General features: G+C 47.7%; 13 protein-coding genes. All 13 read right to left on the bottom strand.

Annotated features, from left to right (window positions below; genetic code table 11):
- Positions 1 to 10: 10 nt before the first annotated feature.
- Positions 11 to 1123 carry a hydrogenase formation protein HypD gene (gene hypD, locus AACQ93_RS19570; RefSeq protein ID WP_064607971.1) on the bottom strand — a complete coding sequence of 371 codons (1113 nt, stop codon included), beginning with the start codon at positions 1121 to 1123 and terminating at the stop codon, positions 11 to 13.
- Positions 1120 to 1377 (bottom strand): HypC/HybG/HupF family hydrogenase formation chaperone, encoded by a 258-nt coding sequence (locus AACQ93_RS19565; protein WP_064607969.1) that lies wholly within the window; start codon positions 1375 to 1377, stop codon positions 1120 to 1122. Before AACQ93_RS19565 ends, hypD begins: the two co-directional genes overlap by 4 nt.
- A gap of 34 nt (positions 1378 to 1411) precedes the next feature.
- On the bottom strand, positions 1412 to 3823 hold the full coding sequence (hypF, locus tag AACQ93_RS19560; RefSeq protein ID WP_084419340.1) for a carbamoyltransferase HypF: 2412 nt from the start codon (positions 3821 to 3823) through the stop codon (positions 1412 to 1414).
- A 16-nt stretch (positions 3824 to 3839) separates the two neighbouring features.
- Positions 3840 to 4418, bottom strand: coding sequence for a HupE/UreJ family protein (locus AACQ93_RS19555; RefSeq protein ID WP_007469688.1), 579 nt, complete (start codon positions 4416 to 4418; stop codon positions 3840 to 3842).
- A 34-nt stretch (positions 4419 to 4452) separates the two neighbouring features.
- Positions 4453 to 5277, bottom strand: coding sequence for a formate dehydrogenase accessory sulfurtransferase FdhD (gene fdhD, locus AACQ93_RS19550; RefSeq protein ID WP_036801305.1), 825 nt, complete (start codon positions 5275 to 5277; stop codon positions 4453 to 4455).
- 88 nt (positions 5278 to 5365) lie between these two features.
- Positions 5366 to 7423 (bottom strand): sigma 54-interacting transcriptional regulator, encoded by a 2058-nt coding sequence (locus tag AACQ93_RS19545; protein ID WP_064609625.1) that lies wholly within the window; start codon positions 7421 to 7423, stop codon positions 5366 to 5368.
- A 219-nt stretch (positions 7424 to 7642) separates the two neighbouring features.
- Positions 7643 to 9787, bottom strand: coding sequence for a formate dehydrogenase subunit alpha (gene fdhF / locus AACQ93_RS19540; protein WP_084419338.1), 2145 nt, complete (start codon positions 9785 to 9787; stop codon positions 7643 to 7645).
- Between the two features lie 25 nt (positions 9788 to 9812).
- Positions 9813 to 10361, bottom strand: coding sequence for a 4Fe-4S dicluster domain-containing protein (locus AACQ93_RS19535; protein ID WP_036801309.1), 549 nt, complete (start codon positions 10359 to 10361; stop codon positions 9813 to 9815).
- A gap of 225 nt (positions 10362 to 10586) precedes the next feature.
- Positions 10587 to 11045, bottom strand: a complete 459-nt coding sequence (gene hycI / locus AACQ93_RS19530; protein ID WP_064607963.1) for a hydrogenase maturation peptidase HycI — start codon at positions 11043 to 11045, stop codon at positions 10587 to 10589.
- Positions 11042 to 11578, bottom strand: coding sequence for a formate hydrogenlyase maturation HycH family protein (locus tag AACQ93_RS19525; protein ID WP_157097611.1), 537 nt, complete (start codon positions 11576 to 11578; stop codon positions 11042 to 11044). The genes hycI and AACQ93_RS19525 overlap by 4 nt, the downstream gene beginning before the upstream one ends.
- Positions 11568 to 12377, bottom strand: a complete 810-nt coding sequence (locus AACQ93_RS19520; protein WP_064607962.1) for an NADH-quinone oxidoreductase subunit B family protein — start codon at positions 12375 to 12377, stop codon at positions 11568 to 11570. The genes AACQ93_RS19525 and AACQ93_RS19520 overlap by 11 nt, the downstream gene beginning before the upstream one ends.
- The gene (locus AACQ93_RS19515; protein ID WP_064607960.1) at positions 12374 to 12922 is read right to left on the bottom strand and encodes a formate hydrogenlyase complex iron-sulfur subunit; all 549 of its coding nucleotides are present in this window, start codon (positions 12920 to 12922) and stop codon (positions 12374 to 12376) included. The genes AACQ93_RS19520 and AACQ93_RS19515 overlap by 4 nt, the downstream gene beginning before the upstream one ends.
- A gap of 10 nt (positions 12923 to 12932) precedes the next feature.
- Positions 12933 to 14678 carry a hydrogenase large subunit gene (locus AACQ93_RS19510; protein WP_064607958.1) on the bottom strand — a complete coding sequence of 582 codons (1746 nt, stop codon included), beginning with the start codon at positions 14676 to 14678 and terminating at the stop codon, positions 12933 to 12935.
- Positions 14679 to 14682 lie beyond the last annotated feature (4 nt).

Genomic DNA, 14682 nt, shown 5'->3' with positions numbered 1-14682 from the left:
TCCTTCAAAATCAACCAAGGTAACGGTAATAGGCATTGCAGGCGCCTTCTGAGCTCACCATGCAACTACCCATTGGGCGATTAGGTGTACAAGCTTTGCCAAAAACTTTGCAGTCCGGCGGTGTTGCCAGACCTTTCAGAATGTCACCACAACGGCAGTGCTTGTGATCGGGGGTATCGATGTGAGTGAAATGTTCCGCGAACTTGAGTTCGGCATCACGGTGCTGATATTCAGGTTTCAGCTTCAGCGCAGAATGCGGGATATTCCCCAGGCCACGCCAGTTAAATTCATTCCGCAAAGTGAAAACCTTATCCACCTGCTGCTGGGCTGTAACATTGCCCTGATAACTCGCAGCGCGGCGATACTGAAGTTGTAATTCAGCCGAACCGGATACCGCTTGTTCAGTAAGCATCAACACAGATTCAAGTACATCAACAGGCTCAAAACCGCCGACTACCAGTGGGACCTGATAGCCTTCAACAATAGGCTGATATAACTTAGCACCGGTGATCACACTGACATGAGACGGACCGATAAAGGCGTTAATGCGAGATTGACCATCGGCCAGCACTGCATTCATTGCCGGGATCACCAGCACATGATTAATATGGAAATAGAGATTTGCGAGCTGTTGCTGCTCAGCACACTCCACCAGCACTGCGGTCATTGGCGTGGTGGTTTCAAAACCGATGGCAAAATACACCACCTGCTTATCCGGGTTTTCGCGGGCGATTTTTAGCACATCCATTGGGTCGTAAACTGCTTCAACATGACCGCCTTTTGCCCGGCATTGCGCCAGTGTGCTTTTTGAGCCGGGAACTCGAACCATGTCTCCCAGCGTAACCAGAATCACATCCGACAAACCAGCCAGCGCAATAGCCTGATCAATCCGTTCTTTCGGCATAATGCAAACCGGACAGCCCGGCCCGTGAACAAATCGAATGTTCTCCGGCAGTAACTGCTTCAGACCATATTTCATGATGGTGTGAGTATGACCACCACACACTTCCATGATATACAGCGGGTGTTCCAGCAACTTGGCTTTATCAGCGATTTTCTCAGCCAGCGCTTTAATCACATCCGGCTGGCGAAAACCTCGGTAAAGATCGACATTCATACTCATGACAACAGTCCTTTCACGTCATCTTCATCCATTTCTGCGATTAACTGTCGGTAAGCTGCCAGACTTTCCTGCGCTTCATCCAAATCCATTTTGCTAATGGCAAAACCGACATGAATTAAAACATGATCACCGCAGGCTAAAGGCTCCGAAATCAGATGGGTACTGACCTGGCGTTGAACGCCCAGGGTTTCTACCAGTGCAGACGACTGCTCCGGGCAGACTTCTACGATGCTAGAAGGAATACACAAACACATTATTTCCTCGATATATGAACATGGCCTTTTTACATCACGCCTTTGCGTCATGATGTATGGCGTACCACAACTGACCTGCGGCTAAACCTCCGTCGTTAACAGGAATCGTCTCGCCGCAATATAAAGGTTGGGATGATGCTGAAAACAGCTGATGTACCCGGTTAAGAAGGATTCGGTTCTGGAATACCCCGCCGGATAACACGACGGGATAATCAGAATAAGATGAAGCGATTTTTTTTATGCTGACAGCAATGGCATCAAGCAAAGCCATGCTGAAATTTTGAATTTGAGCGGAAGTAAATTCAGAGTGGTTTGATTTCGATGCTTGAAGCGTTTTATCCAACAAAGGTTGCCAATCAATTACACCGTCATCAGTAACCGAAAAGCCAGCCTCGCCGCACAATGTGACACTGTCACCTAAATAAGCAGCCTGCTCAAGCAACAAACCACACTCACCCTCATAGTCCACCTCATCAACCAACTCCAATAGCGCAGTCCAGGCATCAATTAAGCGGCCCATTGATGAAGTAAATGGAGAACGATTCCCCGAACGCCATAACTGGTAGAGGTTGTCCATTTCGCTTTCGGACCACAGGTTAAACACACCAAGCCGCATTAGCTTGATTTCATCTAACTCATAACATTCCAACAGCATGGCAAGGACAAGACGTGCTGGTTGTCTTATCGCTTTCTCTCCACCGATGAGACGAAAAGGACGCAAGTGGCAGACACGCTCAGACTGTTGCGTATTGGCCAGCAATACTTCTCCGCCCCACACCGTTTCATCATCACCCCACCCCGTACCGTCAAAGGCAAAACCCAGAACAGTCTGAGTCAACTGATGCTCTGCCATCACTGACAGAATATGGGCATGGTGATGCTGAACCTGAATCAGATTAGATTCTGATTCACTATCTGAACCTTCGTTTGAAATTCGCTCTCTGGCAACACGAGTTGAGACATAACCCGGATGCTTATCGCAAACCACTGTTGATGGCTTTACGCGATACAGTGATTCGAAATTATCAATGGTTTCGAGATAGCGTTGCTGGGTGTCGATATCATCAATATCACCGACATACGGCGACATAATCCATTGCTGCGGCAAAGCTAAACCTATCGATGCCTTCTGCTGTGCCCCCAGCGCCAGAACCGCCTGTGGCTCTGTGGATTGCTGCTCTGTTGCTATAGATAAATGTTGGCTATATGGCGCGTATCCACGAGCCATTCTCAGCACGCGGGCTTTACTTCCGGCAATATGAACCACACTGTCATCACAAGCGTGAAGGATGGGACGATTATGATCGAGAATACCGTCGATTAGGCCACCAAGCTGCGCTTTTACTTCATCGAATTCAGTGGCTATCGGCATCCCGGAGCGATTGGCACTGGTCAGTACAACAGGGAAATCCAGAAGATCGAACAAAAGCGCATGCAAAGGGGTGTACGGCAACATAACCCCGAGATAAGGGCCGGACGCTGCAACATTATTAGCAAGCGAGCTGAAACCGGAATGCTTACACATCAGCACTACTGGCTTGGCCTGAGACTGCAATGTTTGCCACTCCTGTTCATCACCATGAACCAGAGATCGAGCCATTTCACAATCACCTACCATCACAGCCAAAGGCTTTCGCCGACGCTTTTTAAGCTCTCGTAAACGGGCTACAGCCTTTAAATTGCGAGCATCACAAGCCAGATGAAAACCACCCAGCCCTTTGATGGCAATTACGCCTCCCTGTCGGATAACATTAGCCACCCTTTCTATTGCTTCATCCTTAGCAGCGTTCTGAATGCCATTAAAAGACACATAGCGAATCTGCGGGCCGCAATGAGTACAGCTTATCGGCTGAGCGTGATAACGGCGATCCAGCGGGTTCTGATAAGCGTGTTTACATGGCTGGCAAAGTGCGAAATCACGCATTGTTGTCGCCACACGATCATAAGGTAACGATTTGATGATGGTGTAACGCGGGCCACAATGCGTACAGTTGGTAAACGGGTAATGATAAAAACGGGAACTAGGATCGCGCACTTCTGCAAGGCAAGCATCACACAGTCCCTGATCAGGAGAGAGGCAAACACTGGTGCTGTTTCGCTCACGACTTTGCTCAATGGTGAAATCATCCACTGAATGAAGCGGCTTATCCTCAACAGATATCTGATCAATCCGGCTCAGCGGCGGCGCCAGTTCGGAAAGTCTATTAATGAACTCACGAACTATTTCCGCTACCCCCTGAACATCAACTTTGACGCCTTCGGAGTCATTAATCACTGTTCCTGCAAGTTTTAGCCGGGTTGCTTGTTGGTAGACAAACGGCCGGAAACCGACACCCTGCACTATACCTGTGATATGTATAAACTTGCGTTCAGGAATGCCATTACCATCATTAATTTCGCTTCCGCAATGCATGTCTTTACCAATATTCCCGTTTACCGTCTTCATCTTGCTACTTCGTGGATTAAGACAGCATCAGGGAGCCACCAAATACGGCCATCACCGCGCCAGTAACTCGCATAACACGACGATTAGACGAACAGGCAGCAATAAGCTGAGCAAGAAAAATACCGGTAACATGCAACATTGCGGTTGCCAGCACAAAGCCGCTGAAGTACCAGAATGCCTGAGAGTCCATCGGCATTTCCATACCGTGTGCCATACCATGAAACAATGCAAAGCCCATTACTAAAGCCAAAATCGCTTTTTCAGACAAATGAGCACCAGAGCAAAGCATCACGCCCATAGCAACGACAGAGATTGCGATACCTGTTTCAACGCCCGGAACAACCAAACCGGATACGCCAAGCGCACCACCAATTATCATCACAGCAACAAAAGCCAATGGCATACGAAATTTCGCCTTACCGCCAACCAGGGCTGCCAGCATTCCCACGCCCAGCATTACGCTAAGGTGATCCAACCCTGTCAGTGGGTGGATAAAGCCGCTTTCAAAACCATGTGAACCAATATGACCGGGATGAGCCAGCGCCAGCGGAGAAAAAAGTGCAAACAGTGCTGGTAATAAATATTTCTTTTTCATGTGAAATGTCTTCTGAAAATATAAAGGAAGGAAATCAAATCATGCCGTAGACACGCTCCGGGTGGGCATACACATCTGCACGCCCCGGACGACAATATCCAAGCAAAGTAACGTTAAGTTTTTCTGCCAATTCAACAGCCATATTTGTGGCCGATGAGATAGCGAGGAGTATTTCGATGCCGGCGGCGGCAGCCTTTTGTACCATTTCAAAACTGGCGCGACTGGTCACTAATACTGCACCGCCTTCTAGCCGATGGCGGTGGATATATCCCACCAATTTATCAAGCGCGATATGGCGACCGACATCTTCAAAGATGGCTTTTACCTGACCGTCTTTATCCAGGTATACCGCAGCGTGAGCAGAACCTGTAAGCTGATTGAGCTGCTGTTTAGCTAACAATTGCTCAAGCGAGCTTTCCAGTTTGCAGATATCAAACGTTGAAGAGGTCGTCAGCGGTGACAGGATCCGGCATACGGTTTCCAGCTTTTCCTCACCACAAATGCCACACCCGGTCATTCCCGCCAGAGAGCGACGTTTTTCTTTCAGCGTTCTCAGACAACGGTTTGCGACCGTAACATCAACAGCAATACCATTTGGGCCGGGATTAATTTCGATATCATGCACTTCCCGGTGATGTTGAATAATGCCTTCAGACAACGAAAAGCCGATAACAAAATATTCGATATCCCTTGGGGTACACATCATTACGGTATAAGCAATTCCATTAAATGAAATGGCAACCGGCCTTTCTTCAATAATATAATCCCTGTCCTCCCAGCTTTCCCGCCCTTTACGAAAACGAACAATAGGCAATTCAAGAGCATGGTTGGACGTTGGAACTGAAATCAATTCACTCATATTCAGGCTCAAATATACTTTCTCATTTGCATACAGATACCCCCTCCCAGTCCAATAGGAAGGAGTTGCATTTAACTATTAATCATTGTTATGCGTTGCTGACTAACGCATCATTCAGATAATCATCACTCTTAATTCCCATCTTTTGCATTCGGGATAATAAGGTTGTACGTTTTAGTCCTAATTTAACAGCAGCCCCTCTGGCACCACCAATAATCCCATTACTTTCTTTAAGAGCACTTATAATCGCATGACGTCCGGTCACATCCGCAGATAAGTTAATTACCGGAGGATTATTAGACTTAATATCTTCCGACATTTGCTTTCTGGCGAATCTAAGTTCATCAACCGGTACATTTAATACATTACCTCGAGTCAGTATGACTGAGCGTTCAATGATATTTCTCAATTCCCTGATATTGCCCGGCCACGGAAAACCGGATAAAGATTCCATTGTTTTAACCGGGATCTTATTAATATCTTTACCCATTTTTTTAGAAAGAGTCCGGGTAAAGTGTTTCACCAGTAACGGGATATCTTCAGGTCGCTCCCTGAGTGGTGGAACCCGAATTGGAAATACATTCAGTCGATAGTAAAGATCGCTGCGGAATTCCTTTGATTCCACCATAGATAAAAGATCCACATTTGTTGCACATACGATGCGGACATCCACAGGAATAAGTTGGTTACGCCCTACTCTTTCGATTTCATTTTCCTGTAAAGCTCGCAGTAGTTTAGGTTGCAGATCCAATGGCATATCACCGATTTCATCAAGGAAAAGCGTCCCTTTGTGAGCTTGTTCAAAACGCCCAACTCGCTGACTTATAGCTCCGGTAAAGGCCCCGCGTTCATGACCGAAAAGCTCACTTTCAAACAAACCGGCTGGTACTGCTGCACAGTTCATTTTCACCATCCGGGTTTTACTGCGACGACTCAATTTATGAATAGCTCTGGCAATCAACTCTTTACCGGTACCCGACTCTCCCAGAATCAGAACAGTACTGTCACAGTCGGCCACCATCGCCACTTTCTCCAGTACCTGATTCATCACCTCACTCTGGCTGATAATGTCATCGAAAATTGCGTGCTCAGTGTAGCTGTCTTCTATCGTGATATAGTCCGTTTTCGGTGCTGTGCGGATAATCGCCTGATGCACTTTCAAGCTGTGGATTGCCATCGCAACCCTGGCTGCAATCGGCATAAACAGCTCAACATCAGCGGCCTTAAATGGCGCGTTTTCCCGCTGCATGTAACAAATGTAGCCATTAGTATGATTACGGAATATCAACGGCACGATACAAGCGCTTTTCACCTGAACGGGGAAAAAGGGAACGTTGTTTTCAAGACTCAACTGACGAATATCTTCAGCAGAAAGAAATACTGGCTTCTTTTTTTCGACGGCATCCTTGATCACACTATCGTTGGTAAAAAAATGACAGCGATAATCAATCTTCCCTTCGTTGTAACCACACGAATGCTGACCATAATGTCCTTCATGTGGCTGGATAATAGATAGATCACTAATACCGAAATACTGATACAAAAATTTCAAAAGAGCGGTCATCAGTTCTTTTTTTGTACTTCGGCTTATTACCGCATTAGTAACATCAACCAGTAACTGGTAGTTGCTGTCATGCTGAATCATCTGCTGTGTCACACTAGACACATGTTCATGCTCAATAATATGTTCAACAATAGATGCGATCATATTAGTGAACAGCTTTAATTGTTTTTCAGCCCCTTCATCATCACGCAAATTGATGTTAATAAACTCAATCGCACCCAATGGCTTACTGGCAGAAAAAAGCGGTATTTTACAATAGCTACTGATATTCCGATAAGCCGGGTGTTCTTCTAATTGTGGATAGCTGAAATAAAGCGCATCCCCTTTAATATCATGGGTACAGTCATCATTAACGATACCATGTACCTGCATACTACTCTGGGTATATTGGTAACGCTGTACACTTTTATCATCATCACAGTAATAAAGAACATCAGGATCACTTTTCAGAAAAATATTGACTCTTTCAACCTGAATAAACAGCAAATCATTATTGTTCAGAAAATTCATCAGGCTGTTGATGTCATTGCTCGAAAGCAGCGCCCTGGATAGATTCTTCAAATCGCTTTCGAAATGTTCCATTGTCCGGTCATCCATATTGCTCATTCAAATGGGTGATCAAGATCACCAAATCATTTGTAATACAATTCTGTTCTATTCACGCTGCCGAGCATTGATCTGAATCATCTGAATTAACAATACCAAACCACAGGCATATGCCATTTGAGCAACTTAATTTACTAAAAATGATATAACTGTGATTTCCCCGACATCTGAAATGTCGGGGAAAACACATCACAGTTACGCGTTGGCCACCTGATTTCTCAAGCGAGCTTTCAAATTACTGTATTCAGTCTGTACGTAATTTTCAGCCCAAACCTGATCCTCAATTGGCTCAACTTTCACCGCACAATATTTAAACTCCGGTGTGCTGGATACCGGGTCGAGGTGTTCAATGGTCAGCTCATTACAAGCACCGATCCACCATTGATACGTCATATACACCACGCCCATATTGATCCGCTCACTACAGTTAGCACGGGAAATCACCTTACCGCGACGGGAAGAAACCCACACCAGTTGCTGATCTTTAATACCCAGTGCACGGGCATCATCAGGATGCATCTGTACATAACCCGGTTCATCAGCCAGGGTCTGCAAGGCAGCACAGTTACCTGTCATGGAACGACAAGAGTAATGGCCAACCTCGCGAACGGTTGAGAGTACCAGCGGATAATCACTGTCCGGCTGTTCTAGTGGTGGCCGCCATTCCGCCGCAACCAACCGTCCCTTACCTGAAGGCGTGGAGAATTTATTACCCTCAAACAAGTACGACGTGCCCGGATGGTCTTCTGTCGGACAAGGCCACTGGACCGATTTGAGCCCTTCCATTTTTTCATAAGTCGCCCCGTAATAAAGCGGACACAAGCCGCGCAGCTCATCCCAGATTTCTTTCGTATTGCTGTAGGCCATCGGATAGCCCATACGTGTTGCCAGCAGACTGAAAATTTCCCAGTCCGGTTTCACATTTGGCGGCGGTGTCACTGCCTTATAGAAACGCTGGAAGCCACGGTCGGCACTACTGTAAACGCCTTCATGCTCCCCCCAACTGGTTGCAGGGAAGATCACATCAGCCATTTCGGCAGTCTGGGTCATGAAGATATCCTGAACAATCACCAGATCCATCTTGCGCATGGTTTCACGCAATGCAGCCAGATCCGCTTCTGTCTGAGCCGGGTCTTCACCAAAGACATAGAATGCCTTACAGACACCTTCATCCACTTTATGGCCAAGATCCGTCAGGCGATAACCAGGTTTGGCAGGCAGGCTGACACCCCAGGATTTCTCGAATTTCTCACGGATACTGTCATCTTCAACAGACTGATAACCCGGGAACTGATGAGGAAGCATCCCCATGTCACAAGTACCCTGAACGTTGTTCTGACCGCGAACCGGACCACAACCGACACCACGGCGGCCAAAGTTACCGGTAAGCAATGCCAGCGAAGCCAGGCCACGCACCACATCTACTGCCTGTCCGTACTGAGTTACGCCCATGCCCCACAGAATCATAGACTCTGAAGCTTCAGCATAAGTACGGGTTGCCTGGCGGATTTCCGCTGCTGTCAGGCCGGTAATTTCTTCAACCGATTCCGGTGTATAGTTCGCGACAATCTCGCGGAACTCTTCGAAACCTTCGGTGTATTGCTGAACATACGACTTATCGTACAGCTCTTCTTCGATCAGCACGTTTGCCATCGCATTAACCAGCGCCATATTGGAGCCGTTCTTCTGCTGCATCCACTGATCGGCGATCCGGGCCGATTCGATTTTGCGCGGGTCGCAAACAATAATTTTGGCACCTTTAGCACGTGCCTTAAGAATGTGCCTTGCTACAACCGGGTGAGAATCAGCCGCGTTGTAACCGAATATGAGTAAACATTTAGCATCTTGAATTTCGGGAATGGCGTTACTCATGGCACCATTACCTACTGTTGTCTCCAGACCGGAGACTGAAGGAGCGTGTCACACCCTGGCGCAGTGATCGACGTTGTTTGTCCCGAGGACCGCCCTTGCAAATTTCTGCATTACAAAGTTGGCTTCGTTACCCGGACCACGGGCAGAGCCGGTTGTCATAATGGCATCAGGGCCATATTTCTTCTTGATCGCCAATAGCTTTTCGCTGGCGAATTCCAGCGCTTCATCCCAGGACACAGCCTCTAGAGCCGCATCACGGGTACGGCGGATCATCGGCTGCTTCAAGCGTGGCGTCAGCAAGTTTGTATCATTGATAAAGTCCCAGCCGTAATAGCCTTTCAGGCAAAGTTCGCCTTCATTGGTACGGCCATTGGCAGGCTCTGCTGCAACGACTTTGTCGTTCTCAACAACCAATTTTAATTTGCACCCTGTTCCACAATAGGGGCAAACAACAATGGATTTTTTCATAACAACCTATTTAAAAATCTGTTTATCAAAGAGTGGGAACCAAAGCAGCTCCGAGAGCAGCAGCTTCACGTTTTTGCTTACTGGTTTCACTCAGGGTCTCGGGTTCAATAATTTGTATAGCGCTGGTCGGGCAAACCTGTACACAAGCAGGCCCTTGTTCACGATGGCTACACAAGTCACATTTCAAAGCCAGAGATTTAGGAACATAACGCTTAAACAGCGCAGAGCCTTTATCGTCCTCGACCATTTTGGTCACAATATTCATTGCCCCGTACGGACAGGCAATGGCACATGTTTTACAGCCGATACAGCGAGACTGAATAACTTTGACATGGCCATCTTCAAGGACAATGGCGTTATTGGGGCAAACCTTGGCACATGGCGCATCATCGCACTGGCGACACATAATTGGTGTCGTCACTTCTGCATTCTTCACCAGCGTCAGGCGAGGTGTAAAATCAGACGGGTCCAGTGCGGCAATCGTGTTTTCTTCCTGATGGGAGATGACACAAGCCACTTCACAAGTCCGGCATCCAATACACAAATTTGGATCTGCAAAAACAAACCGGTTCATGGTGTATCCCTTATAGATAACGATACATCGAGGTGCATTTTTGCGACCTCGCCCCTTATATGCATTCAATGTGCCAAAGTGCACAGCCCTAAAAATAAACACTTAATTCATTGAAACTATTCACAAAATAATAAAAAGCCCGGAAAAAACCGGGCTTTAATTTAATGTCGAAACTCAATGTCGACTCTATTCGTCACAAGTGTCGATGACTCTCGACACTTTTCGTCAGCAATGTTCGAAGCTCGCTTCACCCTGCCAGTCCTTTAGTTTGTCGTATACTTTTTCAACCGCAGCCTGAACCATCTCAGTTACAGGAAATGAAAAAGCGACAATTGCAGGCTGGATACCGATAAAAACCACTTCGGGAACAAAGGTTTTAAGCTCATCAATAAGGAAATTTAGCGGCAGACTGTGAGTTGACACTACAAACATACCGGCAATGGTGTCCGGATCAATGACCCGAATCGTACCAGCAGTTTCACCAATATCAGCCGCATCGACAACCACAACCCGAGCAGGCTGTGCAGCACGGATCAGATGCAGGCAATCTTCAGGCATTGAACCGCCCTCCATTACTTCCCAACCAGCAACCGGCTGCTGTTTCAACTTTTCGGCCAGTAACGGTCCGGCAGCATCGTCTCCCATCATGTTATTACCAACTGTCAGTACGATTTGACGACTCATTTCCCACTCCTGATCATCATGTACATTGACGGCTCGTGATAAATCGCGGTCAGAGCTTCAATAAACCCTTTTGTCAGACGCTGTGAAGTCTCTGACTGGCTTTCTGCTGAAATCGCATCAAATGCACAAGCCAACATATTGATATGCTCTGCATATATCGTGATTTCCCCGTACACCAGAAAACCATACATCTTGCGATAGGCTTCGCTGTCCAGAGACAGACCACAAATCCAGTCGAGGTAATCTTTACCACTGCATTGCAACACGGCATCCAGACAATCAACAACACCGAGGTGATGCCCAATCGCCAGGCTGTAATACATGATCTGGCGCGCTTCTTCCGGCACTTCACTTTCATCAACAAACTTGCGGCTCAGGCTGTAAAAGTACACCTGGCTGTCAAGGTGACGAGATTGAGCGACTGAACCGGATTGTTCAGCAGATTGGGATTGTTTAGTAAATCCGCTTTTATCAACACGGCTACTTTTATTAACACTACTGTTATTAACAGACATACTCTGATCAACGGGCATGACACGCAGCTCCTGTCTGTCCGGTCAGCTCCGCCATAGTTCGGCTAAGCAGGCAATTAACGATCTCTGTCTGACGAGGGTCGTTTTTCTCCCGCAGATATTCGCCGACTTTGACATCAACATCGTCCGGGTTGCATGTCACCAACACATCCATCAATTCTTCAGCAATACGCTGGCCCTGGCGATAACCAGCCAGAAGACGTGCTTCCCTTTCCAGCATGACCCGCAAATCCAAAGGAATACCGGTATGCTTTAAGCTGGCTTTCTCGTTTTCAGGCTGATGGGTGGTTGCCTTTAATTTCTGGTCCAGCAAGCCCAGAGCAACAGCAAAACCATAAACGGTCGCAGCAGGTGTCGGAGGACAGCCCGGAATATAAACATCAACCGGAACGATTTTATCTGTTCCGCCCCATACGCCGTAAAGGTCATGAAAAATACCGCCGTCGCAACCGCATGCACCGTAAGAAACCACCACTTTCGGATCCGGAGCCGCTTCATAAGCACGAATTGCCGGAGCCCGCATCGGACGAGTTACCGCTCCGGTGAATAGCAAAATATCGGCATGACGTGGTGACGCTACCACCTTGATACCGAAACGTTCAGTATCGTAAACCGGAGTAGTCGCGGCGAAAATTTCAATTTCACAACCGTTACAGCCACCGCAGTCAACACGGTACACATAGGCTGAACGTCGAATTTGTTTGATCAGGGCTTCTTTCAGCTTCTGGCTGTCGGGAGCAAGCGCAATCGGTTCGGCCTGAGTGTGAGCCGTACCTGACAGCTGTTTTATTCCTTTCACGCTTCTTCCTCCAGGTAACGCTGGTGACACAAGTTTTCAGCATCAAGCATATTGTTGGTACGACGGCATGACGGACAGGTTTCCAACTGATGGCGACGTTGCTCCAGCAGTTCTCCGGTATCGCCACTTTCCGCCAGCATATCAAGGGCATAATCAAGCAGCTTTCGGGCAACAAACGGACGACCGCATTCACGGCAGTTCGCCAGGCTAAATACCGCCTCTTCATACAAATCAGACTTTTTGGTCACAGCCAACTCAAAATCTTCCGACAGTTTAATGGCATGAGTCGGACACACTTCTTCGCAGCGACCGCAATAAATACAGCGAGCCAGAGATAACTCCCAACGACGAGTGCCGTTGGCTTCATCATTTTCCATGATCAGCGCATTGGCAGGACAAGCGCGGGTACAGGCACCGCATGAAATACACTGGCTGGCATTGAGCTCTGGCTTACCACGGAAATCCGGGCTGACTGCTAAAGGGGCAAACGGATACTTTTCAGTACTTTCCCCAGTTTTGATGACAGTTTTCAGTAATTTAAACACAACATCCCCCTCATGACTGCTTCAATGGTGAGTTACGGCGGCTGATACTGTATTGCTCAATCGCCTTGTACGGGATGGTTTTGCTGCGTTTCTTGCGGGTATCAACAATAGTGACACGGTCGGTACAGGAGTAGCACGGATCCAGACTACCGATAATCAGCGGTGCATCCGCCACCGTATTGCCACGTAGCATGTAACGCAGTGTCGGCCAATTCGCATAAGTGGCAGCACGACAACGCCAGCGGAACAGCTTCTGATTATCCCCGGTCATACTCCAGTGCACATTCTCCCCGCGCGGTGCTTCGGTAAAGCCAAGAGCAAACTTGTTAGGTACATAGTTGAAACCTTCAGTCAGGATGCTGCCGGCAGGCAGGTGATCAAGGCCATATTCGACAATATTGAGCGAGTCGAATACTTCCCGGATTCTTACTGTCACCCTAGAGCGCACATCGCCGTTTGGCATGCTCTGCAAATCAAGCGGGACTTCACCGTAAGACTCCAGAGACTGACCATGAATAATACGGGTATCTCGATTGAAACCACTGGCGCGGATAAGCGGACCAACCGGGCTGTAATCTCGTGCAATATCTCTGGCCAGAATACCGACACCGTCAATACGGCTGTCGATATTCGGTGTTGCCAGCAGCATATCCACCAGCTCGGTAAATGACTTACGCACTTCACGAACCAGCGCAATCCCTTTAACACGTTGCTCTTTAAGGAAATCGCGGCGTACACCGCCAATCAGGTTCATACCATACGTTTTACGAGCACCGGTCAGTAACTCTGCCAGCTCCATGGTTTTCTCACGAATGCGGAAGAACTGCATAAAGCCAGTATCAAATCCAACAAAGTGACTGGCAAGGCCAATGTTCAGCAAATGACTGTGCAAACGTTCCACTTCAAGCAAGACAGTTCGGATCATCTTTGCTCTGAGCGGCACAGGAACTGACAAGGCGTTTTCAATGGTATTGCTATAGCCTACGCTGTGGGTAAAACCGCAAATACCACAAACGCGATCAGTCAGAAAAGCCACTTCCTGATACCCCATCCGGGTTTCAGCCAGTTTTTCCATACCACGGTGAACATAGAACATGCGGTAGTCGGCATCGACAATATCTTCACCGTCGACGAATAACCGGAAGTGACCCGGTTCGTCCGAAGTAATATGCAACGGGCCAACAGGAACAATACGGTTTTTATCGCTGCCCAGCTGGTTATCAAACTGGTAAGTTTCAGTTTCTGAAGTTGGCTGCGGGCGCTGACGGTAATCCATCGCATCTTTTCGTAACGGGTGCAAATCTTCAGGCCAGTCATCCGGCAGCACCAAACGACGTTCATCCGGTAGACCGACCGGATGCAAGCCATACATATCGCGGACTTCCCGCTCCCCCCAGACTGCCGCCGGAATATAAGGCGTGATCGAGATAAACTCCTGGCTTTGCGCATCAACCAGCACCTTCACGGTTACCCAGCTTTTTACTTCGCCTTCCATTGAAAGAGCGTGATAAACAGCAAAGTGACCATTGAGACTGCGTTCATCATTACCGAAGGAAACAGTCAGCCAGCCGCCCTGATCGTAATAAAGCCACTTCATCACTTCGACCAGAGAAGTCATCTTAACCGTAATTGTCACCTGGTTTTCAGTCTGCCACTCTTCATCCAGGATGGCTGAAGGAAAGAAATGGTTAACCCCATCGATGTAATGCTTGCCGATGCGGTTCTGTTGTTTTTGTTCAATCGTTCCGATATCCATTTTT

Origin of the sequence: Photobacterium sp. J15 (assembly GCF_963870815.1) — a bacterium.
GTDB classification, from domain to species: Bacteria; Pseudomonadota; Gammaproteobacteria; order Enterobacterales; family Vibrionaceae; genus Photobacterium; species Photobacterium marinum.
This window is presented reverse-complemented; position numbering and strand designations above follow the sequence as displayed.